21 protein-coding genes are annotated in these 23,360 nt (G+C 48.3%); 18 read left to right on the top strand and 3 right to left on the bottom strand.

What is annotated here, in order from left to right; translation table 11 throughout:
• Positions 1-35: 35 nt before the first annotated feature.
• The 11 genes from INF20_RS03765 (at position 36) to INF20_RS03715 (ending at position 8,511) form a co-directional block, all read left to right on the top strand.
• Positions 36-608, top strand: coding sequence for a TetR/AcrR family transcriptional regulator (locus INF20_RS03765; protein ID WP_055273826.1), 573 nt, complete (start codon positions 36-38; stop codon positions 606-608).
• 15 nt (positions 609-623) lie between these two features.
• Positions 624-1,328 carry a flavodoxin family protein gene (locus tag INF20_RS03760; RefSeq protein WP_318959502.1) on the top strand — a complete coding sequence of 235 codons (705 nt, stop codon included), beginning with the start codon at positions 624-626 and terminating at the stop codon, positions 1,326-1,328.
• A 144-nt stretch (positions 1,329-1,472) separates the two neighbouring features.
• Positions 1,473-2,444, top strand: a complete 972-nt coding sequence (locus tag INF20_RS03755) for a helix-turn-helix domain-containing protein (RefSeq protein ID WP_055273822.1) — start codon at positions 1,473-1,475, stop codon at positions 2,442-2,444.
• Positions 2,445-2,733: 289 nt separating this feature from the next.
• On the top strand, positions 2,734-3,312 hold the full coding sequence (locus INF20_RS03750; protein WP_055273820.1) for a TetR/AcrR family transcriptional regulator: 579 nt from the start codon (positions 2,734-2,736) through the stop codon (positions 3,310-3,312).
• Complete coding sequence (locus tag INF20_RS03745; RefSeq protein WP_055273818.1) at positions 3,299-4,030, top strand: ABC transporter ATP-binding protein; 732 nt, start codon at positions 3,299-3,301, stop codon at positions 4,028-4,030. Before INF20_RS03750 ends, INF20_RS03745 begins: the two co-directional genes overlap by 14 nt.
• A complete protein-coding gene (locus INF20_RS03740; RefSeq protein ID WP_055273816.1) occupies positions 4,027-4,758 on the top strand; it encodes an ABC transporter permease in 732 nt (243 codons plus the stop codon). The genes INF20_RS03745 and INF20_RS03740 overlap by 4 nt, the downstream gene beginning before the upstream one ends.
• Before the next feature lie 27 nt (positions 4,759-4,785).
• Positions 4,786-5,457, top strand: coding sequence for a methyltransferase family protein (locus INF20_RS03735; RefSeq protein ID WP_055273814.1), 672 nt, complete (start codon positions 4,786-4,788; stop codon positions 5,455-5,457).
• Between the two features lie 164 nt (positions 5,458-5,621).
• Positions 5,622-6,098, top strand: a complete 477-nt coding sequence (locus INF20_RS03730; protein WP_055273812.1) for an MGMT family protein — start codon at positions 5,622-5,624, stop codon at positions 6,096-6,098.
• 457 nt (positions 6,099-6,555) lie between these two features.
• Positions 6,556-6,909 (top strand): hypothetical protein, encoded by a 354-nt coding sequence (locus tag INF20_RS03725; protein WP_076779364.1) that lies wholly within the window; start codon positions 6,556-6,558, stop codon positions 6,907-6,909.
• A 136-nt stretch (positions 6,910-7,045) separates the two neighbouring features.
• The gene (locus INF20_RS03720) at positions 7,046-7,975 is read left to right on the top strand and encodes a ParA family protein (protein WP_318959501.1); all 930 of its coding nucleotides are present in this window, start codon (positions 7,046-7,048) and stop codon (positions 7,973-7,975) included.
• A 131-nt stretch (positions 7,976-8,106) separates the two neighbouring features.
• A complete protein-coding gene (locus tag INF20_RS03715) occupies positions 8,107-8,511 on the top strand; it encodes a hypothetical protein (RefSeq protein WP_076779353.1) in 405 nt (134 codons plus the stop codon).
• A 117-nt stretch (positions 8,512-8,628) separates the two neighbouring features.
• Here the strand turns inward: INF20_RS03715 and INF20_RS03710 are convergent, their stop codons facing one another.
• From INF20_RS03710 to INF20_RS03700, 3 genes are all read right to left on the bottom strand, one after another.
• Positions 8,629-9,078 carry a hypothetical protein gene (locus INF20_RS03710; protein ID WP_076779351.1) on the bottom strand — a complete coding sequence of 150 codons (450 nt, stop codon included), beginning with the start codon at positions 9,076-9,078 and terminating at the stop codon, positions 8,629-8,631.
• Between the two features lie 19 nt (positions 9,079-9,097).
• Positions 9,098-10,540 carry a response regulator transcription factor gene (locus tag INF20_RS03705; RefSeq protein WP_226385049.1) on the bottom strand — a complete coding sequence of 481 codons (1,443 nt, stop codon included), beginning with the start codon at positions 10,538-10,540 and terminating at the stop codon, positions 9,098-9,100.
• A gap of 289 nt (positions 10,541-10,829) precedes the next feature.
• A complete protein-coding gene (locus INF20_RS03700; protein WP_226385048.1) occupies positions 10,830-11,312 on the bottom strand; it encodes a hypothetical protein in 483 nt (160 codons plus the stop codon).
• A gap of 348 nt (positions 11,313-11,660) precedes the next feature.
• On the opposite strand from INF20_RS03700, the gene INF20_RS03695 reads away from it, so the two are divergent.
• The 7 genes from INF20_RS03695 (at position 11,661) to INF20_RS03665 (ending at position 23,256) form a co-directional block, all read left to right on the top strand.
• Positions 11,661-12,191: a hypothetical protein gene (locus INF20_RS03695; protein ID WP_226385047.1), complete on the top strand. Its 531-nt coding sequence runs from the start codon at positions 11,661-11,663 to the stop codon at positions 12,189-12,191.
• An 80-nt stretch (positions 12,192-12,271) separates the two neighbouring features.
• Entirely contained in the window at positions 12,272-13,717 is a 1,446-nt protein-coding gene (locus INF20_RS03690) for an LPXTG cell wall anchor domain-containing protein (RefSeq protein ID WP_226385046.1), read from the top strand.
• A 167-nt stretch (positions 13,718-13,884) separates the two neighbouring features.
• The gene (locus tag INF20_RS03685; RefSeq protein WP_226385045.1) at positions 13,885-15,519 is read left to right on the top strand and encodes a leucine-rich repeat domain-containing protein; all 1,635 of its coding nucleotides are present in this window, start codon (positions 13,885-13,887) and stop codon (positions 15,517-15,519) included.
• Between the two features lie 168 nt (positions 15,520-15,687).
• The gene (locus tag INF20_RS03680) at positions 15,688-17,037 is read left to right on the top strand and encodes a leucine-rich repeat protein (protein WP_226385044.1); all 1,350 of its coding nucleotides are present in this window, start codon (positions 15,688-15,690) and stop codon (positions 17,035-17,037) included.
• Positions 17,038-17,204: 167 nt separating this feature from the next.
• Positions 17,205-19,325, top strand: coding sequence for a carbohydrate-binding domain-containing protein (locus INF20_RS03675; RefSeq protein ID WP_226385043.1), 2,121 nt, complete (start codon positions 17,205-17,207; stop codon positions 19,323-19,325).
• 308 nt (positions 19,326-19,633) lie between these two features.
• On the top strand, positions 19,634-21,133 hold the full coding sequence (locus tag INF20_RS03670; protein ID WP_226385042.1) for a hypothetical protein: 1,500 nt from the start codon (positions 19,634-19,636) through the stop codon (positions 21,131-21,133).
• A gap of 308 nt (positions 21,134-21,441) precedes the next feature.
• Positions 21,442-23,256: a sortase B protein-sorting domain-containing protein gene (locus tag INF20_RS03665; RefSeq protein ID WP_226385041.1), complete on the top strand. Its 1,815-nt coding sequence runs from the start codon at positions 21,442-21,444 to the stop codon at positions 23,254-23,256.
• Positions 23,257-23,360: the final 104 nt, after the last annotated feature.

Below are 23,360 nucleotides of genomic sequence, written 5' to 3'. Positions count from 1 at the left end.
AATGTATTTGAACAATGTTCAAAAGGAGGTATAGTGTGGATAATAAAGAAGCCATTATACAGGCGACGATTAAACTAATTGAGGAAAAAGGGGAACATTTAGACGAAGTTACAGTCCGTGAGATATGCAAAAGAGCAGGCGTTGGATTAGGCCTTGTAAATTATCATTTTGGAAACAAGGATCAACTCATCGAGCAATGTATTGAGCGTATGATAAACGGAACAGTTGAGCATTTTCAGAATATACGAGAGAAAACAGACGGCTTTACTCCTTTTGAGAAGCTCACTTATCTCGGCAATATAACCCTTGATTTTCTGTTTGAACATTATGCCATTTCCAAAATTTCTGTTCTTACCGATATGCAGTCACCGAAAGAAAATGACAACACTTACAGAACTTATGCGGCATATCTTCCGCTTGTTGCAGCCTGCCGTCCTGACCTTGATGAAGCGGCGATAAGACGAAAAACGCTGTATTTGATTACCGTTATGCAGCAAATGTTCCTACGATACGAAATTATATCGCAAATATTGGGGATTGACCTTAGACAGAAAGAAAACCGCAGGAATTTTCACACACAAGTTTTACACGATATTTTGGAGGTATAAAGAGTGAATATAACAGTGATAAACGGAACGGAAAAACACGGCGTTACCTATCGTCTAAAAGAGATGTTTTTAGCAGACTTTAGTGATAATGCGAATATTACAGAATATTATCTTCCAAAGGATTGCCCCGCTTTCTGCGCTGGCTGCACAAACTGTATCTTAAAGGGCGAACAGAAATGCAAGGATGCTGAATATATCAGGAAAATTGAAAAATCACTTTTGGAAGCGGACTTGATTGTGATGACATCGCCTGCATATGTCTTTCATGCGACCGGTGCAATGAAAGCGTTACTTGACCATTTTGCCTATCGTTGGATACCGCACCGTCCTGCTCCTGAAATGTTTGGAAAACGAGCTGTCATCATAACACAATGCTTGGGCAGCGGAGCAAAATCTGCGGCAAAAGATATGAAGCACAGCTTATCGTGGTGGGGCATTTCCAAAATCGAGATATTTACCGGTGCATTGATGAGCGATATCGTCTGGGAAAAATTGCCGCAAAAGAAACAAGCCGAGCTTGCGGGAAAGCTTCAAAAGCTGTCTCGGAAGTTTGCTCATATAGATTATACAAAGCCCGCATATACAAATTTGATTACGAAATTTAAGTTTTTCTTCTGCCGTATGATGCAGAAATCCATACATAGATCAGATCCCGAATACCTTGACGGAAAGTATTGGGCGGAGCAAGGCTGGCTTGCCGACAGCAGACCGTGGAAATAGTTTGTATTGTATGGAAAAATACTTCTGCAACCGCAGGTTGACACATTTCAAACCGCCGTTTGGTGGTATGCAACCTTTGAAAAGAGTATCCTATACATAGAAATAGGGCGATTGCACTACAGTATCAAACGGAGGTAAATGATTATGATTTTAGCGGATAAGATTATTCGATTGAGAAAAAGAAATGGCTGGTCTCAGGAAGAACTGGCTGCAAAAATGAATGTGTCCCGTCAGGCGGTATCCAAATGGGAGGCTGCACAGACTACACCGGATTTAGAAAAAATTCTTCAGCTTGGAAATTTGTTCGGCGTGACGACCGATTATCTTCTCAAGGACGAAATGGAAGATGAGGAGTTCACAGATGAAACAGATATACCTGTGAAACGGATTACTTTGTCACAGGCAGATCATTTTTTGAAATGGAGAAAGTCTGCGTCCGTAAAAATTGCCGTAGCAACTTTTCTTTGCGTTATTGCGGTAATCCCTCTTTTGCTTTTGGGAGCTGTGTCCGAGGTTGCTCTCTCCATATCTGAAAATGTCGCCGGAGGGATCGGGCTTGTTTCTCTGTTCGTTTTTGTTGCTGTTGCAGTTGCGATCTTTCTGCACTGCGGCTTTAAAAATGCACCCTATGACTTCATTGATAAAGAACCTTTTGAAACAGAATATGGCGTAACGGGAATGGTTAAAGAAAGACAAAAAGAATATAGACCTGTCTATGTAAGGAGCAATATGATTGCAACCGGTATCTGTATTCTATCCCCCGTTCCTCTGCTGGTCGGTGCGTTTACCGAAAACGAATTTTTAATCGTTATCATGCTGGCAATTACTTTGCTGCTCGCCGGAATCGGAGCAGGAATATTTATCATAGCTGGCGTTCGATGGGCGAGTATGCAGAAGTTGCTGAAAGAGGGTGAATATACACCCCAAGAGATAAGGAAAAGCTACATTAAGGAAACGATTGCAACAGCGTACTGGCTGTCAGCAACAGCTATATACCTTGCCTGGAGCTTTTTAACAAACGCATGGGAGACTACCTGGATTGTGTGGCCGGTGGCAGGGGTCTTGTTTGCAGGTGTTATGGCGATCTGCCGTTTATTCACAGACAAGAAAGATTGATAAAATCCTATCGCATTTTAAGGGCAGAAGTGATATTAACACGCTTAAGACGAAGAATGACAACTGCAAATAACGCAATGTAACGCATACAACTGTAAAATTGTGGCGGGTAGGGATAAACTCCTTACCCGTCTTTTTTGCTCTCTTAAACGCTTAAACAGGGCGTTTTGACACCCAAAAGCGTTACATATTCCGTTTCACTGTTATAGCTGCTTGACAAAAAGCAGCTATTTCCATATAATAAGAAACAGATGTTGCGTAATAAATGTTGCCTTAAGGAGATGAACAAATGCCCCCGAAATTTAAGTTTACAAGAGATGAAATAACTAATGCCGCTTTGAATGTAACACGGAAGAATGGAATATCTGGATTGACCGCAAGAGCGTTGGCTGCGGAGCTTGGATGCTCTGTCAAACCGATTTTCGGACTGTTCAAAAATATGGAGGAAGTCGGGCAGGAGGTTTTTATAGCTTCTGACCTGCTGTATCAGAATTATTTGCGTGAAGATATGGCTAAGGGAAAATATTCCCCCTATAAGGCAAGCGGCATGGCATATATCCGCTTTGCCAAAGAAGAAAGGGAGCTTTTCAAGCTGCTTTTTATGCGTGACCGAAGCCGTGAAAAAATAGAAGAAAACAAAGAAGAAATCAGACCCCTTATGCAGTTAATACAGCAAAATTTAGGGATTAGTGAAGATGAAGCATATTTGTTTCATCTGGAAATGTGGCTCTATGTTCACGGTATTGCTACGATGATAGCCACTTCCTATCTTGATTGGGACGATGAATTTATCAGCAGAGTGCTTACCGATGCTTATATGGGACTTAAATACCGCTATACGGAGGGAAAAGACAATGCAGGCAATTAAAACTGTTCAGCTTACAAAAAAATATAAGGATGTAACCGCCGTAGACGGCCTTGATTTGACGGCCCGGCAAGGCGAATTATTTGCTCTGCTTGGCGTAAATGGGGCAGGAAAAACGACCACAATTAAAATGCTTACTTGCTTGACAAAGCCCGACAGCGGCAACGCCTTTGTGAACGGCAACAGTATTGTTACTGATGTGGCTGCGGTGAAAAGTATCATAGGCGTATCTCCGCAGGAGACAGCCGTTGCCCCAAATTTAAGTGTAAGGGAAAACCTTGAGCTGATGTGCGGTGTTCACGGTTTTACAAAAGAGAAGATGCATGCTAAAACCAAGGAGCTTTCCGAACAATTTGATTTAACCGCTATTTTGAGCAAAAGGGCAGGTAAATTATCGGGCGGTTGGCAACGCAGGTTAAGCATTGCAATGGCTCTTATCAGCGAGCCGCAGATACTTTTTCTTGACGAACCGACATTAGGGCTTGATGTTCTGGCACGAAGCGACTTATGGGATACCATTCGTACACTTAAAGGGAAAATAACCATTATCTTGACCACGCACTATATGGAGGAAGCGGAAGCTCTTGCAGACCGTATCGGTATTATGAAGGACGGCAAGCTGCTTGCGCTCGGAACAGCGGAGGCATTGAAAGCAAAGGCGGGAACGGAAAAATTCGAGGACGCTTTTGTTGCTATTGTAAAAGGGAGTAAAAAATTATGAGATTGCTTGCATTTTCGGGTAGAACGGCAAAAGAAATACTGCGTGACCCGCTTAACCTGTTTTTTGGCTTAGGCTTTCCTCTTGTCCTTATCGGTTTGCTTACTGCAATACAGGCAAATATTCCTGTGCCGATGTTTGAGCTTGACAATCTAACCCCCGGCATAACGGTATTTGGATTATCCTTTATGACTTTGTTTGCCGCTGTCCTTATTTCAAAGGATAGAGAAAGTGCATTGCTGCAAAGGCTTTATACTACTCCGCTTACCGCTTCGGATTTTATTTTCGGCTATACCCTGCCAATTTTACCGATTGCAGTAGCACAGGGGGTTATTTGCTACATAGCGGCGGCTCTGCTCGGCTTGAAGCTGACAATCACTGTTTTATATGCCTTGCTGTTTCTCATTCCCGTAGCATTGTTTTATATTGCTTTGGGGCTTATCTGCGGAAGCGTTTTTAATTCAAAGCAGGTCGGCGGTATCTGTGGAGCGTTACTTACCAATTTGTCCGCTTGGATGTCGGGGATTTGGTTTGATGTAGACCTTGTAGGCGGCGTATTTAAGAAAATCGCAAATGCTTTGCCTTTCATCCATGCTGTTGAATTGGAACGGGCTGTCTTTAGTGCGGATTATTCGGGTATCCTGCCGCACCTTTGGTGGGTGCTCGGTTATACCATTGTGGCTGTTGCAGGGGCTGTGCTTTTATTTTTGCGGCAGATGAAAAAACAATAATAGTAGCCGACAAAGGAGGGCGGTACAATGACAATAAAATTATTTTGCAATGCAATCATAAAATTTGTGCTTGGAATTATTCTTGTAGGGCTACTTCTGTTTCTGCCTGCGGGAACAGTGCAATATCCCAACGGTTGGTTGCTTATGGGAGTTTTGTTTGTTCCTATGTTTGTCGCCGGTATTGTGATGATGTTCAAAAACCCCCAATTATTAAGTAAGCGTCTTAACGCTAAGGAACAGCAAAGCGAGCAAAGTCTTGTAATAAAACTTAGCGGCTTGATGTTTGTTGTTGGCTTTGTATTGGCAGGGCTTGATTTTCGTTTTGGCTGGCTGTCGCTTCCTAAAACAGTGCCTTACATAGCGGCTGCTATATTTTTGATTGCGTATTTGCTTTATGCAGAAGTCTTACGGGAAAATACATATCTCTCCAGAACGATTGAGGTGCAGGAAAATCAAAAGGTAATTGATACAGGACTTTACGGTATTGTCAGACATCCAATGTATAGTGTAACAATTATTCTTTTCCTTACAATGCCATTGATGCTTGGATCAATACTCTCTTTCGTTGTGTTTCTCTTTTATCCTCTGATTATCGCAAAAAGAATAAAAAACGAAGAACAGGTACTTGAAACCGAACTTGACGGATATGCAGATTATAAAAAGAAAGTTAAATACAGGTTAATACCTTATATTTGGTAGTCTTAAATTATATTATTTAGAAAAAGGTAACAGGGATTAAATTGCTATCAGCTAAGATGCAGAGCTGGAGAACTGAGTATTAAATTTAAAAACGGAAATTTTAAAACCGTCTCATTGCATAGGTTTTTTCATTGACTTATACTTGTGTACAGGAGGTGCTTACAATGGCAAATGAAGATAAAAAAGATTTTAATGCGATGCTGCATGATAGTAAGGATATGCCCAAATTTCAGACGATCACAGATGAAAAAAGCATAGAGAAGTATGGCGGAAACAAAATGTATTTTGCGCCGCCGATTGATTATGATAAGGTTATGCGTCTTGTGCCGTATGGAAAACTGCTTACTGTTGGTGCGATAAGAGAATATTTTGCAAATGAAAATGGAGCCGATTTTACAGAGCCGATTACAGCAGGAATATTTGTTTCGATTGTTGCGTGGGCGAGCTATCAGCGTTCCAAGGATGTAACACCTTATTGGCGCACCTTAAAGGCGAATGGGGAATTAAACGCCAAATATCCCGGCGGCATAGAAGCTCAGAAAGAAAAGTTGGAAGCGGAAGGACATACGATTGTCCAAAAAGGCAGGAAAAATATCAGATACTATGTTAAAGACTATGAAAGAGCTCTATTTGTGTTATAGATGTCTTTGGGAAACGATTTTAATATCTTGATTTTCTAAACAAAATCGCTTATAATGTGAGCCAGAACATATTGTTATTATCCGCAGTTTCAGAGCCAGTGTTATCAACCCCGATAACAAATTGATAACATTAGCCCATATAGGCAGGATAATATGGATACATCAAATATTCAAAAGCACCACGAATACGACAGAGAATAATCTCTAAACAAAATTGATTAGGCTTTGTCGAATTCGAATAGTAAACAGGGAGCCGGGAGACCGCATAAACACTGGGTTTCCCGGCTTATCATATGCTCCGTGGTACTATTTTGGAACTAAAATTGCAATGAGTAAAAATGAATAAAGAGATAGAAATGTGCAGAAAGCCGTTTGTTCTTTTAACTGAGAGCAGGCGGCTTTTTGGCGTTCTATAAATATATGGCTGCCTGCCAAAAGAGAAAGAGAGGAATTATTTATGAAAAAAATGAGAAAATCCGCTAGTAATGTGAACAATGCTGTTAATCTGATCTCCGGAGCCTATACCTTGCCCCTGATCGACAAACTGTTTTCCAACAGCCAGAGGATTGAGAATATGGATGATGTTTATTTCGCCATAACTGCATTGGTGGATACAGACAGAATCAGCGAGGCGTTCCATATGATAAGAGGATTGTTTGGAATTTCCGGTATGGAATATCCGCAGGAGATTGCACAGTTGGAAAAATCGGAAGAACTGCAGGAATCTTTTGTGTCGGAATTTATTTTTGATTTTTATGATGTGATAGAGGATAAGAGGATAGAAACAGAAGAACAGGAAATTCCCGTTTAAAATGCGGGAATATTACATAGCCGGAAGGTTTTCAATTTGCGAAAATCATCCGGTTTTTTCATGCCTATTTTTATACATAGTCATTTCCCTACACGGGAAGATGGCTATTAAATTTTCAGGAAAGGAGGGAACCGTTATGGCGAATTGCAAAGTAATTGCGATTGCCAACCAGAAAGGCGGAACGGGGAAAACCACCACGACTGTCAACTTAGGGATCGGACTTGCCAGAGAAGGGAAAAAGGTCCTTCTGGTAGACGCTGATCCACAGGGCGATCTGACCACTTCATTAGGGTGGCCGGAGCAGGATAATCTTTCTGTGACGCTTGCCACACAGTTAGAGGGCATTGTGGCTGACCGGGAAATGGATAGCCACGCCGGGATTTTACACCATGAGGAAGGCGTTGATCTGATCCCGTCTAACATTGAACTTGCAGGACTGGAAGTTATGCTTGTCAATGCCATGAGCCGGGAACTGACGCTGAAAAACTATCTGAATGAAGTGAAAAACGGATATGATTATGTGTTGATTGACTGTATGCCGAGTTTGGGTATGCTGACAATCAAAGCACTGGCGGCGTCAGATAGTGTAATTGTTCCGGTACAGGCTCAGTATTTTCCGGCAAAGGGAATGACACAGCTTATGAAAACAATCGGGAAGGTACAAAGGCAGATCAATCCGGCGCTGAAGGTAGACGGAGTGCTTTTAACACTTGCGGATATGAGGACAAATCTGGCCCGTGTGACCGCAGAAAGTATCCGGCAGAATTATGGGAGGATGGTCAAGGTTTACCAGACGGTCATTCCGGTTGGCGTGAAAGCAGCGGAAAAGAAAATTCGGGAGATGGAAGAGGAAGCGGTTCGGCAGGCGCTCTCCGAGCAGGCACAGGGGCCTGGTATCGAGATAGAAAAACTCAGATTGAATTTTGATACCCTGCTGAAGACATTGTCCGTCAGCGTATCCGATCTTGCGCGTTTTTTGAGCTACGATCCTTCGTACCTGTCCCGTATCCGAAAGGGGCAGCGCAAGCTGTCCGATCCTCAAAATTTACGGCGGATGCCTTTTTAAAGCTTGATGCAAAAACAGAAGGTACAAGGCGGTCAATCCTGTCATCCCTGCCGCTCTACACGGCCGACGATGAGCTTGTCTTTCAGGTTTTGAGGGACAATCGTGTTTCGGAGAAAAACCAGATCAGGATCATGGAACATATTGCTTTTCAAAGGGAATTGACGGAAGAAATTCTATCCCACGACTCCATCTTTGAAGCGTATCCCAACTTTTCAAAAGATGAGTTTGCCCAATACCCCATGACGCTATCCTTGGCTGGCGCTTTTTATGAAGAGGATATCGTCTACACCTATGAGCAATATCGGGAACATCTGGAGATGATGAAGCGCTTTTCTCAGATGCATAAAAACTACCATATTGAGGAAAACAAATCTCCTGCGTTCCGCCATATCCAAATTCTTATCCATGAGGGAAGCTGGGCGATCGTGTCCAAGGAAAAAACGCCGGCGATTCATTTTGTTATCCGGCACCCCAAAATGCGAGAAGCCATGGAAAACATCACAATGCCCATTGTGGAAGGGGAAGAGTATAAATGAGGCTAAATCCGAGTCCCTTGCGTTTGAAAAATGGGTATAAATAAACCAGGCATTCCCTGCTTGCACAGCCTTAGCTGGATACAAGTAAGGAATGCCTGGTTTTGCGATGTGCCTTTTTTACTCCATCGCTTCCCTGTACTCTGGATATGTTTCTTGGATTTTCCGCGCCAGATCCCAAATCTCCTCGTCGCCGGAAAGCACATAGGATGTTCCGCCGGCGCCATGGAACCGGTTTTCATCAAACCAGAAGAGGCAGGTATCCCCATCCGCTGTCTCAAACTCCAGGATCCGGCTGTCTGTAGAGCCGCTGAAAGCTTTGGATACAATGGTCGTTTCCCGTAATGCCTGCAGGATTTCGGAGATGATTTCTTCATCCGTCGTTTCGTAGCGTCCCAGGATGTTATCGTTGTGATGATAGGTAAGCGCGACCGGCAGCTCTTCCAGCGACTGATCCAGAAATTCCTGCTGGCTTTCGGTGCAATAGGCCCGAAGCGATGTGTCTTTTGGGGAACACCCCGCCAGTACGCACAATAAAATCAGCAAAACGGTAATTTTAATCCTCTTCATCCGAATCCCTTTCTGACTGTCATGGCCTGCGCTGTTTTTCTATGTAGAGCTGGTACAATCCCATGCGTGATTTTACACCTGCTTTCTCATAGATCGCCGCGATATGCCGCTGACAGGTTCGCCGGGATAGATACAGTCCATCTGCGATCTCCTGAATACTTTCCTCTGAATTGACCAGCTTGTCAAATACTTCGGTTTCCTTGGGCGTAAGGATAAACAGCTCCGACAAAAGACGGAACGCTTCCTGAGGGTCCAGGTCTGTCGGGATATCCTTGGGGGTGCCGGATGAAACCGGCATCCAGGCTGTATAAAGATAGATGACTACGCTGACGGCCACAAACAGGACCAGTGCCAGAATGATGGATGCCATGCCATTGCTGTCAGAAACAAGCAGCGCTACAGAGGCGTTGGTAAGCAAAGCGGCGCTCACGTTATTCATGGCGCGCCCCATACCGGCCCACAGCGCTGGCGTGGGCATATGGCGGGCAAAATCCAGAAAGCTGGTGGTGAAGAATACCACGAAAAATCCAGCCGAAAGATAAAATACGATCAGGCCGATCAAAAACGGGCCGCCCAGCTTGAGTACTACCAAACAGATGACGGACATCAGCATGACGTAGTACATCATCATGGCCATAAATTTCCGCTTTCGGATATCAAAAAGAAAGCCGGCAGAAAGGCCGCTTACCGCCAGCAAAAGCCGCGGCCATTGCCCGATGTCAGTGCCTGCTGTATGATGCATGGTGACCGCGTTGTCCAGCGTACTGAAGATACATGCCATCAGGATGACAAGCAGTGCAAGGAGTCCGCCGGCGGCGATCTTCTTTCGGGTTCCCTTCCCATCCTCCTCTATGGCGGGAGACGGGAGTTCTTCCGCTTCTGCATTTTCCTGGCGGCAAAGCCTTTCTGCCTTCAGCAACAGCGCTAACGCTACAAGGGCAAAGAGTGAAAGTATCAAGGCTTCCGCAGTTTCCAGATCCACAAGATTGTTATTTAGAAACTGCAGGAAGATCCCAAGGGCATAGGAGATACCAACCATACGCGCCAGATGGGTGCGATCCTTCGCCAGTTTGAAAAACAGGTAGTGGGCCGCGCTTCCCAATATCCCCAGAAACAGGAACAATGCCATTCCGGAGAGCAGAGTGGACGAATAAGAAACATGTTTTTGAACCAAAAAATTGCATACTGCCGCTGCTAGTGCAAGGATAAAAAGTCCAACGATTTGTACCCGCCTTTTCAAAAAGCGATGAAACAGCGGATAGAGCAAAAAACCGACAACGCTTATTCCTAACGCGTAGTTTTGCGCAATCACCGTTTTTTCTTCCCCTGCCGTAAGCGAGATCATATTCACATATAGGTACTCGGCGCCAAGAAATAGAAAAGTAAAAATACCAAGCAGCAGAATCGCATAAATGGATTTTGGATTTGTGAAGCTTTTCTTTATTATTACCATACGTCCCATTCCACCCCCTTTCTCCGCAATGGTACAATTATAGATTATTATACTATAAACGGCATGGATTTTCAACGATTTCGGTCGGTTAGAGACTTTTTTCGCTGACGTTTTGCGGAATATACAATCCTTCCTGTTTGACCTAAACCAGGGATTCTCCTGGATAAAACCGTATATTTTTGGAGCTACGTTCCGCATCCGGGAACTACCGGTTTTTTGCGCCCGCACATGCCATTTTACCGCAGCCACACGGTGCAGCCGCGGTAAACAAGGAAATATCCTGAATGAGAGAAGCTGTCTAGTAGGTGATATTGTGGACGTAAAAATAAATCAGCAGGGCACCCAGCCCAGCGCCGCTTATCAGGCTTGCCCACGTCCAGAATAAAGACAGCAGAAGCCCCAGGAAAATAAACACGCAGAACACCACGACAAAAGCGTCTCTCTGGAAGAGCATGATGAATTTGATACAGGCGATCACAACCCCTGCCATCATAACGAGAGCCCCAAGAAGAGCCAGAACAAAAACATACACACCCGCCATCTGGAGAATTGAGATCAAGATATTAAAGCCAAGACCTATCCCCGCGATCAGGCTGCCTACTTTGATGAGGCTGTCACGGGTAGCGCTGAACGCGCCAAAGAAAGTAGTACGATGTGGAAACTGCCAAGCTAATAATGGCGGTGAGGGCAGTGAGGAACCCACCGATGGCGCCAATGAGATGGTACGGCCTGAACCTTGCATACATATTAAGTTTACAGGACGTAGCAGGCCGCCTGTCATGATCGGCAATCCCTTTTGCACAATCAAGGTGTTTTGGAATTTTCACACAAAAAACAGATTGGCGCAGGTGCGCCACATAATTTTTGGGAAATTGGCGCTAAAGCGACCTGCACAAATCCCGAAAAAGGCGCTACAGTAAGAACAGCAAAAAACCAAGGATGGAAACGCCGTCTACATCGTTCTGTTGGCCGCGATACCGGTGGCTGTCCTGCTGGCGCTGCTGCTTGTATTCTTATACAGGAAAAAGCGGAAGGCACAGGATAACCCGCCAGCCGGAGGAAAGGATCCGTCCGAACCGGACGGCGGAAATACCAAAAACTGATTCTACTTGTAAAGGAGGGAATGAAGATGCTTCGAAAAAAGAGTTTGCTCGCGCTGCTGCTGTCCTTATGCATGGTAGTGGCAATGGTGCCCATCGCCGTGTTTGCGGCAGGCGCAGGTATGCCCCAAAACATACGATGGGCAGAGAGCCCTAAAAGCATGGTACAGTGGGACGCGCCCTCGGGCGGCGGCCAGTATCAATACGAGCTTCGGTTGAAGCTCGGCGAGACAATAATTGACGGTCCCGATTTGACAGTACAGAGATATCATCTGTTTAATGGCAGCCTGATGACGGAGGCTCGCGAAAATTACACAGTTGAAATAAGGGCGAGAAGCTGCATCATTGTCGGAGAGTTTCCCAACGAATACGTTACCAGCCCAGGAGAATGGGGTGACTGGGCTACACTTGAAGGCTCCGGCGGCGGAGAGGGGCCTACTCCCCCCCCCATGAACACAGCTTCGGCGGCTGGAAAAATAATGGAACCCAGCATTGGAAAGAATGCAGCTGCGGAGAGAAATCTGAAGAGAGCCCCCATAACTTCGGCGAATGGGAGCTGATCTATTATGATGTAAATACGAAGTATGACGTATGTGAAAGGCAGTGCCTTACCTGCGGCTATAAGCAGATTGATAGATACATGGAACACCAACATTACTATACCGACGACTGGAGTAGCGGTTCGACTACACACTGGAAGGTATGCTACTACTGCAAAGAAGTTAATCAAGATACTGTAGCCAACCATACTTTCGGCGACTGGACGGAAACCAAGCCTGCCACCACAACGGAGGAGGGTTTAAAAGAACGCACCTGCTCCGTCTGCGAATATACGCAGGAAGAGACGATTCCGGTCCATACGCACGATGTTCACGATAAAGCATGGAAATATGATGATACTAATCACTGGCAGGAGTGTTCCTGTGGTGAAAAGCTGAATGTGGCAAACCATGCCTACGGCGAATGGAGAGTGACGAAGCCGGCCACCGAGACCGAGGCTGGTTCCAGAGAGCGTGACTGCACGGTCTGCGACTATGTGCAGACCGAAACCATTCCAATGCTTGAACATGAGCACAGCTACGGCGACTGGCAGAAAGATAAAACCCAGCACTGGAAGGAATGCCGCTGCGGCGAGAAAACTGAAGTGGGCAACCATACTTTCGGTGATTGGACGATAACAAAGGAGCCTACCACAACCGAAACAGGTTCCAGAGAGCGCACCTGCTCCACTTGTAACTACAAGGATAGAGAAACCTTGCCGGTTCATAAACACAGTCATAACAACAAATGGGAAAAGGACGACGCCCAGCATTGGAGATTGTGTTCCTGCGGGGAAAAGTTTGATATAGCCGACCACTCCTTCGATAATTGGACGATAACAAAGGAGCCTACCACAACCGAAACAGGTTCCAGAGAACGCACCTGCTCCATCTGCAAATATACGCAGACAGAGACGCTGCCGGTTCATACGCACGATGTTCACGATGAAGCATGGAAATATGACGAAACCCAGCACTGGCAGGAATGCTCCTGCGGTGAAAAGCTCAATGTGGCAAACCATACCTACGGCGATTGGAAAGTAACCAAAGAGGCCACCGAGACTGAAGCGGGTTCCAGAGAGCGTGACTGCACGGTCTGTGAATATGTGCAGGTTGAAATCATCCCGGAGATCGGGCATGAGCACGGCATCCATGATGAAACGTGGAAATATGACAAAACCCAGCACTGGCAGGAATGCTCCTGCGGCGAAAGGCTGAATGTGGCAAACCATATCTACGGCGATTGGAAAGTAACCAAAGAGGCCACCGAGACCGAAGAAGGTTCCAGAGAGCGCGGCTGTGCGGTCTGTGAATATGTGCAGACTGAAGCCATCCCTGCAGCGGGAACCGGAGAGCCAACCGATTCGACTGATCCGACCGATTCATCCGATTCGCAGGGTCAGCAGGATCCTTCCGGCGACACCGGCATCCCACAGACCGGGGACAGCAGCGATATGGCGCTGTGGATCGGCCTGATGCTGGCTTCCTGCGGCGGCGTGCTGGGAATGCTGCTCTACAGGCGGAAAAAGGCGGCGGCCGGGAAATAAGGCTGAGAGATAAAACAAAACCGGCAAAAGCGCCTGCGGGCGGGCTTCGTGCAAAACCCACAGCCCGCCCCGGCGCAGCCGGTATTTTTTCAAGAAGGGATATCCCTTCTATCCTTTGGTGGATACCAAAGGATAAGCAATCTCGTTTGACAAGGAGGAGAAACCAAATGCAAGCAAAAAGGAAACTGACGGCGCTGCTGCTTTCCCTGTGCATGGTGTTGGGAATGCTGCCCATGACCGTGTTTGCGGCGGGAGGAACCACAGCCGATGATTTAACATATGGCGATTTCACATATGAAATCAACGGCGAAAGCGTGACGATAACCGGGTACACAGGAAGCGAAGAGAACGTTACAATCCCGTCCGAAATAGAGGGCAAGCCGGTCACAGCCATCGGATATAGGGCGTTCGATGAAAATAATACCTTGACGAACGTAACAATTCCGGCAAGCGTTGTCTCGATAGGGTCGTCTGCGTTCATCGATTGCAAAAACCTGAGCAGCGTAACTTTTGAGAAGGGAAGCAGTCTCACTACCATTGATATGTGGGCGTTCAGCGGAAGCGGCTTAACGAGCATAGAAATCCCGGCGTCCGTTCCTTCAATCGAAGGTTATGCGTTCTATAGGTGCGCAAACTTAGAGAGCGTAACCTTTGAGGAGGGAAGCAAGCTTACCACCATCGGGAATTCCTCATTCTCGAACTGCACCGCCCTGACGGGCATAGACATCCCGTCCGGCGTCACCAAAATTGAGCAGGGTGCTTTCTTTATGTGTGATAATTTGGCGAGCGTAACGCTTCCCGAGGGCATCACCTCCATTGAAGAGAGTACATTCTCCGTATGTGAAAGTTTAGAGAGCATAGACATCCCGGATGGCGTGACTTCTATTGGCTGGAGTGCGTTCAATGAATGTACCGCTTTGACGAGAGTAACTCTCCCGGATAGCCTTACTTTCATTGACGGGATTGCATTCTATCGTTGCAGCAGCCTGACGAGCATCAAAATCCCGAAAAACGTCGAACACATTGGGAGTTCTGCATTTAGGGATTGCTCCAAGCTGAAAAATATTATCTTTGCAGGCAGAACGGCTCCCGAGTTAAAGAATGAGAGGGTATTCGAAGAGTGCACCGCCCTCACCGCTATTTATGTGCCTTACGGGGCTTCCGGTTATACGGCGGCAAATCTCTGGCCGGAAGAGAAGATCGTACAGGTTGGCGTTCAGCTCCCGGAAAAGACCCGGTTCTGCCCGGGGGAAAGCTTTGAGCTCAAGTTCATCACGCCGGAAGGCGGACGTGCGCCATGGGTAGTGTTCCACTCCCCGGGCGTGATTAAGGAGGTGGATTGGAACGAAGAAACGAAGAGCATGGTCATAACCGTAGATCCGTCAAGCGGCGAAGGAACGATACCGGTAAGGGCTATGATCGATATGCCGGGCGTATGGGAGTATGTTTACGATGAGACGATGGAGTTCGCCGTCGGTCACAGCTACAAAGACGGCAAATGCACCGTCTGCGGCACGGCTGACCCTGATTACAAACCTGTAACGGATCCCACAGATCCGGATGAGCCGACTGATCCGACCACTCCGACCGACCCAACTGACCCAACTGACCCGACCAACCCAACTGACCCAACCGATCCAGCCAAGCCTGAACAGCCGGGCAAACCTTCTGAGCAAACAGAAAGCCCCCAGACTGGGGACGGCAGCGATATGGCGCTGTGGATCGGCCTGATGATGGCCTCCTGCGGCGGCGTGCTGGGGATGCTGTTCTACAGGCGGAAAAAGGCGGCGGCCGGGAAATAAGGCTGAGAGATAAAACAAAACCGGCAAAAGCGCCTGCGGGCGGGCTTCGTGCAAAAACCACAGCCCGCCCCGGCGCAGCCGGTATCCTTTTCAAGAAGGGATATCCCTTCTATCCTTTGATATCTACCAAAGGATAAGCAATCTTATTTGACAAGGAGGAGAAACCAAATGCAAGCAAAAAAGAAACTGACGGCGTTGCTGCTTTCCCTGTGCATGGTGTTGGGAATGCTGCCCATGACCGTGTTTGCGGCGGGAGGAACCACAGCCGATGATTTAACATATGACGATTTCACATATGAAATCAACGGCGAAAGCGTGACGATAACCGGATATACAGGAAACGAAGCGAGCGTCGTAATTCCGAACGAGATAGAGGGAAAGCCGGTCACTGCTATTGGGAAGGCTGCGTTCTCTCATAATAATACCTTGACGAGCGTAGCGATTCCAGACAGCGTAACCTCTATCGGAGTAAAGGCTTTCTACAATTGCAAAAGCCTGAGCAGCGTGACTTTTGCGGAGGGAAGCCGACTTTCTTCCATTGGGGACTCTGCGTTTTACATGACATGGTCTTTGACGAGCATTGAAATCCCTGACGGCGTAACCGGCATCGGCAAGTACGCGTTTTACGAAAGCGGTTTGGAAAACATAAATATTCCTGCCGGAGTGACAACGATTGGAATGGAAGCGTTTGAGGAGTGCTTCAATCTTAGCGGCGTAACCTTTGAAAAAGATAGCAAGCTCACCGAAATTAAGAGCGGTACATTCTTCGGCTGCGGCAAGCTGACGAGTATAGAAATTCCGGCAGGCGTAACCTCCATTGGAATCATGGCTTTTTATTTTTGCAGTGATTTGACAAGCGTGACCTTTGAGGAGGGAAGCCAGCTTTCTTCAATCAGGGAAAGCGCTTTTTGTTGTTGTATGGGATTGACCGATATAACGATTCCGGCCGGCGTGACAACGATTGGGGAGAGCGCGTTTTGGGAATGTGACAAACTGGAGAGTATCACTTTTGAGGGCAGAACGGCTCCCGAGTTAGGCGGCGATGGGGTATTCGACGAGTGCGCCGCCCTCACCGCCATTCATGTGCCTTGCGGAGCTGACGGCTACACGGAGGCAAACGGCTGGCCTGAGGATAAGGTGCAAATCGGACACAAAGCGGAAAAGGTTGATGGGAAAGCCCCCACTGCAACCGAGCCGGGCAATATCGAATACTGGTACTGCCCGCAGTGCGATACGTATTTTAAGGACGCAGGTTTGACGGAAGTTATCACAAAGGAGCAGACGGTTTTAGCGCCGACTGGCGAAACAAAGCCGGAACCTTCCAAACCGGACGAAACTCCAGCTGCACCAACGGATCCGCCACAGGATAAGCCGGACAAAACAGACGATACAACCGAAAGCCCACAGACCGGGGACAGCAGCGATATGGCGCTGTGGATTGGCCTGATGCTGGCTTCCTGCGGCGGCGTGCTGGGAATGCTGTTCTACAGGCGGAAAAAGGCGGCGGCCGGGAAATAAGGCTGAGTAATAAACAAAACCGGCAAAAGCGCCTGCGGGCGGGCTTCGTGCAAAATCCACAGCCCGCCCCGGCGCAGCCGGTATCTTTTTCAAGAAGGGATATCCCTTCTATCCTTTGGTATCTACCAAAGGATAAGCAATCTTATTTGACAAGGAGGAGAAACCAAATGCAAGCAAAAAAGAAACTGACGGCGTTGCTGCTTTCCCTGTGCATGGTGTTGGGAATGCTGCCAATGACCGCTTTTGCGGCGGGTGTACCGGCTGCGCCAACAAATCTGAAGCTGGAACTGACAGAAACCGGCTTAAAAGCCAGCTGGGATAAGCCGGAAACCACCGGCGGGCTGGATATCTTTGAGTATGAAGTGACCCTTTACGGACACTTTGACGGCACTGCCGGAGAAAAGACAAAGGTAGAGACAAAGACGGTTCAGCGGGAGACCACCTGCACCTTTACAAACACAGGAAATGCAGAAGGCGTTATCAATCCTACCTACGAGGTAGAGGTAAAAGCGAGAGAGGGCGTCTCCGGCACCGGCGACCCGGACAATCTATCGGGCTACTATGTGACGGACTGGACTGGCTGGAGCAGTTCGAGCTCAGCATCGTATAAAACGTACTACGATGTCTCCGTTAAAACGTCCGTCAATAAGCATTATACGGGAGTGGTCGATGTGGGGCTGCCAGGCAGCGAGAATAAGCTGCACCATGAGGGCATAACGGCCACAGGGAATCCGGATGTCATAAAGCCTGATGGTACCACGAGTGAGAATGAGAAACAGGCAGTAACGGAACTGCTCTATCAGTATTTCGAGAAGAATAAGGCAACGGTTCCTGAGCTGGCGAATGTCACCAGGGATAACCTGATGGTCAAAACGGAGCTTGAGAGCATTTATTCATCGAGAACAATAGAGTCTATAAACACTGAGGGAAGACCTGTGGTAGTGGTACATGAGGTGGTGGATAAATATTACGATCTCAGGCTGGTATACAAAGAGCAGCACGAGCATGTCTGGGCGGAAGACTGGACCAGCGACGGCACACATCACTGGAAAGCCTGCACGGCAGAGGGCTGCGCCGAAAAAGACCAGTACGGAGTGCATCAGATAGCAAACGGGGTTTGTACGGTGTGCAAGGCTGAAGTAGAAACATCCGGGGTACAGACGTATGCGGTAAAGGTGAACGGCATCACCGTCACCAGCGCCAACGCCAGCGACATTCTGGGTGATGCCGACGGTGACGGCGCCACGGCGTACTATGATCCGGCGGCCAACACCTTGACACTGGATAACGCCCAGCTGACATCCAGCGGCTTCGGCGCTGTATGGGCGCAGGAAGAGAACTTTACCCTTGTGCTGAAAGGTGAGAATCAGATTACCGGAGAAGGGGACTTCCCTCACTCCGCGGTTTATTCCCACGGGGCTATGACGGTCAAAGGAAACGGAAGCCTGACCACCAGCGGCACCTATTTCGGCCTGTTTGGCAACAATACCATTACCATTGAAGACGGGGCGTCTGTAGATCTTACCGTTGACTTTTCCAGCGACGAGCAGGATCAGCCATATGCCGCAGTCAGAGCAATCGGCGGACTGACGGTGGACGGCGCGACGCTGAATGCGAAGAACAATGCAACTCAGGATGCCAGTTTCGGCACTCCGGGCATTAATACTGGCCTTACGGCGATTAACGGAGCGAAGGTGAATATTTCTTCCGTAAACGATCACGGCATCTGCGGTGATGTCATCGTCAGCGGAGCCGGAACCGTAGTAAATGCCTCTTCTGCAAGCGGCGAGCACTATGGTATCTTTGCTGGCAAGGAAGATATCTTTGGTGAATTGGGCGGCGATCAGAAGGGGAACTTCACCATCTCCGACGGAGCGGTTGTCACTGCCAGCGGCGGAAAGGGCGCCATGCGCTGGAAACCTGACTTATCTGGCTACACCGATCCTGTTGTAGCGGCCGGTGATTCTGCTGCGGCTGAGGAAATTATTGGCGATCCTGCCGGCACAGAGTATCAGAACGAAAAATATGTGCAGGTTCGTTCCTCTTTGGAGCCGGTTGAACCCACTGAGCCAACGGATCCTACTGACCCGACCACTCCTACCGACCCGACTGAGCCAACCGATCCAGCCAAGCCCGAACAGCAGGGCAAGCCTTCTGGGCAAACAGAAAGCCCACAGACTGGGGACAGCAGCGATATGGCGCTGTGGATCAGCCTGATGATGGCCTCCTGCGGCGGCGTGCTGGGGATGCTGTTCTACAGGCGGAAAAAGGCGGCGGCCGGGAAATAAGGCTGAGTAATAAACAAAACCGGCAAAAGCGCCTGCGGGCGGGCTTCGTGCAAAAACCACAGCCCGCCCCGGTGTAGCCAGCGTTGTTTTGCAGAAGGGATATCCCTTCTTTATGCTTTGGTCTTCACCAAAGCATAAAGAACTTTAACTGCGACAAAGAAGGTTATTCGTTCCGCCCTGGCTGCCTGAACCGACGCACCGGGGAACGGATGGCATAGAAATATAGAGAAAAAGGCGGTGATACCCTAAAGAGAATCATCAAACCGTTTATTCACATGAATTTTATCTTGAAAGGAGAAAAATCAGTTATGAAATTGAAGCGAAAACTGCTTGCAGGACTGCTGACGCTTTGTATGGCTGTTGGAATGGCTGTGCCGGCATTTGCGGCGGGAGACCCCCTTACCATCAGCTTCTACTACGGCGGCGCGGAATATGGCTACTATCAAATGGGCTGGGTCGATGTCGGTGATATCGATACCGATGCCGGACGGTTCTATGCTACAAGAACCATCGGACATGTGGAAAACCCAGGCGATGAGCCGGTGTATACCACCATTGAAGGCGATATCAATCCGGCGGACAAAAGCATCTCCAGCATTGAACCAGACATCACTATGGCGCATCTGTACTATGATGTGGAGGTCGCAGACGCATCTTCCTTTACTGTTCCGCTTCCTGACGGACCAGAATATCGTCCGGAAGGAGCCGGCTTCTATTATACGTTTGCCGCATGGATGGTAAAGGACGGAAAGGGCGGATATAAGGCGCTGAAAGGCTCCGTCACGGCGGAGGACGTCCGGAACGCGATCGAGACGGACGAGAGCGGCAATAAAAGCGTGGTTATCACTGCAGCATTTCATTCAGAGATTGTAGACAAAGATGACCTGACCAATAAAACACCTTCCGGAGAGTATCCGAAATACGCCGTCATCCTGCGGGCCAACGGCGGAACCTTTGCGGAGGACGGCAGCGACCATTTGTATATAAAGCCGCAGTCAATGGAATTCTCCGGCCAGGATGACTTTTTTGTGGAAGCGACCTGTCCCAAGCCGGAAAACGGCGATATGGTGTTTGCAGGCTGGTACAGGGACGAAGCCTGTACCGACGGGCCGATCACCTATCTGAGCATTTACAATGATTTGAAGGATGAGCCCTACGGCGCCGCGCCCTATGCGCCGATTGACCTCTATGCCAAGTGGGAGTCTAAAGGCGCTGAGAGCGGTACCACCGTTAAGGATTTGACTGCTTCCGACACCAGCGTTTCCATCTCCCTGACCGACGGTGTGCCGGAGGACGCGACCCTTTCCGCTGATACTATCGCGCAGGAAAGCGTACTGGAAAGCCGTCCGGAGCTGAAAGAGGAGCTGCCGGGCCTGCTGTCCATTTACGACATCAGCGTCCGCCAGAATGGGGAAACCCTTGAAATCAAGGACAATCCCATGACGGTGAAAATCCCGCTGAACGACCACCTGAAAGGCTACAAATACTATCAGGCGGTGTATCTGGGCGACCCATTGGAACGCTTTGACGCGGTGGTGGAAGGAGACTTCCTCGTGTTTGAAACCGACCATTTGAGCCAGTACGCAATCCTTGGTTCTAACACGCCGTTTGAAACCAGCGAAAAGCCGACCGACCCCACCGACCCAGCCAAACCCGAACAGCAGGGCAAGCCTTCTGAGCAAATAGAAAGCCCACAGACTGGGGACAGCAGCGATATGGCGCTGTGGATCAGCCTGATGATGGCCTCCTGCGGCGGCGTGCTGGGGATGCTGTTCTACAGGCGGAAAAAGGCGGCGGCCGGGAAATAAGGCTGAGTAATAAACAAAACCGGCAAAAGCGCCTGCGGGCGGGCTTCGTGCAAAAACCACAGCCCGCCCCGGCGCAGCCAGCGTTGTTTTGCAGAAGGGATATCCCTTCTTTATGCTTTGGTCTTCACCAAAGCATAAAGAACTTTAACTGCGGCAAAGAAGGTTATTCGTTCCGCCCTGGCTGCCTGAACCGGCGCGCCGGGGAACGGATGGCATAGAACACAGAGAAAAAGGCGGTGACACACCAAAAAGAATGATCAAACCCGTGTATTCACATAAATGTTATCTTGAAAGGAGAAAAATCAATCATGAAACTAAAGCGCAAACTTCTTGCAGGACTGCTGACGCTTTGTATGGCTGTTGGAATGGCTGTGCCGGCGTTTGCGGAGAACGGCCCCTCGTCCGGGGACTACAGTTCTGCATACCTCAGGCTCGGTAATTCGGAGGATGGGTATCAGACGCTCTTTGCCAACAGCGGCCAGATTGACGATGTATCAGGTGCTGTTTATGATAAGGCGAGCAACACCGTTACCCTGACCAACTACAACAACCCGACCAATATCCTTGTCGCCAACGAGATGGGTGATGACCTGAAGCTTAAGCTGGTAGGTGACAACCACATCTCCTCGCTGGTGGTATACGGTTTCGGCTGGGGCGGCAACCTGGAGATTATTGGAGACGGCTCCCTGACCATCAATGAGAACAAAACCTCCAGCGCCGCTATTGCGTTTATGGCGGAGGGAACACAAGGCTCGCTCAAAGTTGGTTCGGAGGCTACTGTGACGGCGTATAAAATGCCCGATGCTCCGCATATGGCGACTTATTCGGCACAGTTTATCTCAACAACGTCTAAATCTATCCCGTTCACAGGAAATTTTGAAACAAAGCTTGCTCTGACAGCTGATTCCGGCGTGGAATTGGAATATGAGCAGACAGAAACAGTCATTACAGAAGCCCCGTATGAGTCCAGGACATGGCAGGTTGCCACCAAAGGAAATGATGGCAGGCTGTACGGCGTTTACTTTTTTGAAGCTGATGAAACTATAGGTTCGCAAGGTCAAACCGATATTGCCGAACTGGTGAAAGTTAACGGTCTTCCAAGCGGAAACGAATATCTCGCACTTGAAGTTAAAATAATCCAGGGAAGCACCAAGTGGCCGGCGGAATATACAAAGGATGCTGACGGAAAAACTATTGAGGCAAAAATTGACAGTCCGAAAACCATGAAAGTTCTCAAAAAAGGCGAAGAAACTTTTTATTGGGGCACAGGCAATATAAAATATGATGAAGAAGGAGAAGGTACGCCTTATTACACCTTATATAAGGCAATTGACAAGGTGGAACTGCCGTCCGATGCAAGGTACGAGGCAAATGTTGTAACCCCCGTAGATGGCATGGAAGATATTACCGCAGATAAGGAAGGCTATCCGGAGGGATATAAGACAGTCATTGAGAAGACCGGCATGTATAGCTACTACTGCACCAATGATGTGATCAAAGTATCCCCGTCCGGGACTTCTACCGATCCGGGCACTGATCCTGGAACAAAACCTGGTGAGGATACTGGCGCCAAAGATCTGACTGCTTCCGAAACCGGCGTTTCCATCTCCCTGACCGACGGTGTGCCAGAGGGTGCGGAGCTTTTTGCTGACACCATCGCGCAGGAAAGCGTGCTGGGAAGCCGTCCGGAACTGAAAGAAGAACTGCCGGGCCTGCTGTCCATTTACGACATCAGCGTTAGAAAAGACGGTAAAGCTCTGGAAATCAAGGACAACCCCATGACGGTCAAAATCCCGATGAACGACCACCTGAAGGGCTACAAATACTATCAGGCGGTATATCTGGGTGACCCGCTGGAACGCTTTGATGCAGTGGTGGAAGGAGACTTCCTGGTATTTGAGACTACCCATCTGAGCCAGTATGCTATCCTTGGTTCCAACACACCGTTTGAAACCAGCGAACAGCCCGAACAGCAGGGCAAGCCTTCTGGGCAAACAGAAAGCCCACAGACCGGGGACAGCAGCGATATGTTCCTGTTGGTCGCTCTGCTGTTTGCCAGCGGTGGTGTTCTGACCGTGTTGGGTGTTACAGACAAGAGAAAAAAGAAAGGGATCACTAAATAACATTGACAAACCCGAAATAGCATTATGATAAGCGGGCAGTGACCGAAAGACTGTCACTGCCCGTTTTCAAAAAACTCGATGTGAATATATGCTGGAAGTGAACA

Source organism: Gallibacter intestinalis (assembly GCF_014982745.1).
Taxonomy (GTDB): Bacteria; Bacillota; Clostridia; order Peptostreptococcales; family Anaerovoracaceae; genus Gallibacter; species Gallibacter intestinalis.
This window is presented reverse-complemented; position numbering and strand designations above follow the sequence as displayed.

Excerpts from the sequence above, each read along its gene's own strand:
- INF20_RS03755 (WP_055273822.1), top strand. The coding sequence starts at position 1,473 with ATGATTTTAGCGGATAAGATTATTCGATTGAGAAAAAGAAATGGCTGG.
- INF20_RS03750 (WP_055273820.1), top strand. The coding sequence starts at position 2,734 with ATGCCCCCGAAATTTAAGTTTACAAGAGATGAAATAACTAATGCCGCT.
- INF20_RS03745 (WP_055273818.1), top strand. The coding sequence starts at position 3,299 with ATGCAGGCAATTAAAACTGTTCAGCTTACAAAAAAATATAAGGATGTA.
- INF20_RS03740 (WP_055273816.1), top strand. The coding sequence starts at position 4,027 with ATGAGATTGCTTGCATTTTCGGGTAGAACGGCAAAAGAAATACTGCGT.
- INF20_RS03735 (WP_055273814.1), top strand. The coding sequence starts at position 4,786 with ATGACAATAAAATTATTTTGCAATGCAATCATAAAATTTGTGCTTGGA.
- INF20_RS03730 (WP_055273812.1), top strand. The coding sequence starts at position 5,622 with ATGGCAAATGAAGATAAAAAAGATTTTAATGCGATGCTGCATGATAGT.
- INF20_RS03725 (WP_076779364.1), top strand. The coding sequence starts at position 6,556 with ATGAAAAAAATGAGAAAATCCGCTAGTAATGTGAACAATGCTGTTAAT.
- INF20_RS03720 (WP_318959501.1), top strand. The coding sequence starts at position 7,046 with ATGGCGAATTGCAAAGTAATTGCGATTGCCAACCAGAAAGGCGGAACG.
- INF20_RS03715 (WP_076779353.1), top strand. The coding sequence starts at position 8,107 with ATGGAACATATTGCTTTTCAAAGGGAATTGACGGAAGAAATTCTATCC.
- INF20_RS03710 (WP_076779351.1), bottom strand. The coding sequence starts at position 9,078 with ATGAAGAGGATTAAAATTACCGTTTTGCTGATTTTATTGTGCGTACTG.
- INF20_RS03705 (WP_226385049.1), bottom strand. The coding sequence starts at position 10,540 with ATGGGACGTATGGTAATAATAAAGAAAAGCTTCACAAATCCAAAATCC.
- INF20_RS03700 (WP_226385048.1), bottom strand. The coding sequence starts at position 11,312 with ATGACAGGCGGCCTGCTACGTCCTGTAAACTTAATATGTATGCAAGGT.
- INF20_RS03695 (WP_226385047.1), top strand. The coding sequence starts at position 11,661 with ATGCTTCGAAAAAAGAGTTTGCTCGCGCTGCTGCTGTCCTTATGCATG.
- INF20_RS03690 (WP_226385046.1), top strand. The coding sequence starts at position 12,272 with ATGGAACACCAACATTACTATACCGACGACTGGAGTAGCGGTTCGACT.
- INF20_RS03685 (WP_226385045.1), top strand. The coding sequence starts at position 13,885 with ATGCAAGCAAAAAGGAAACTGACGGCGCTGCTGCTTTCCCTGTGCATG.
- INF20_RS03680 (WP_226385044.1), top strand. The coding sequence starts at position 15,688 with ATGCAAGCAAAAAAGAAACTGACGGCGTTGCTGCTTTCCCTGTGCATG.
- INF20_RS03675 (WP_226385043.1), top strand. The coding sequence starts at position 17,205 with ATGCAAGCAAAAAAGAAACTGACGGCGTTGCTGCTTTCCCTGTGCATG.
- INF20_RS03670 (WP_226385042.1), top strand. The coding sequence starts at position 19,634 with ATGAAATTGAAGCGAAAACTGCTTGCAGGACTGCTGACGCTTTGTATG.
- INF20_RS03665 (WP_226385041.1), top strand. The coding sequence starts at position 21,442 with ATGAAACTAAAGCGCAAACTTCTTGCAGGACTGCTGACGCTTTGTATG.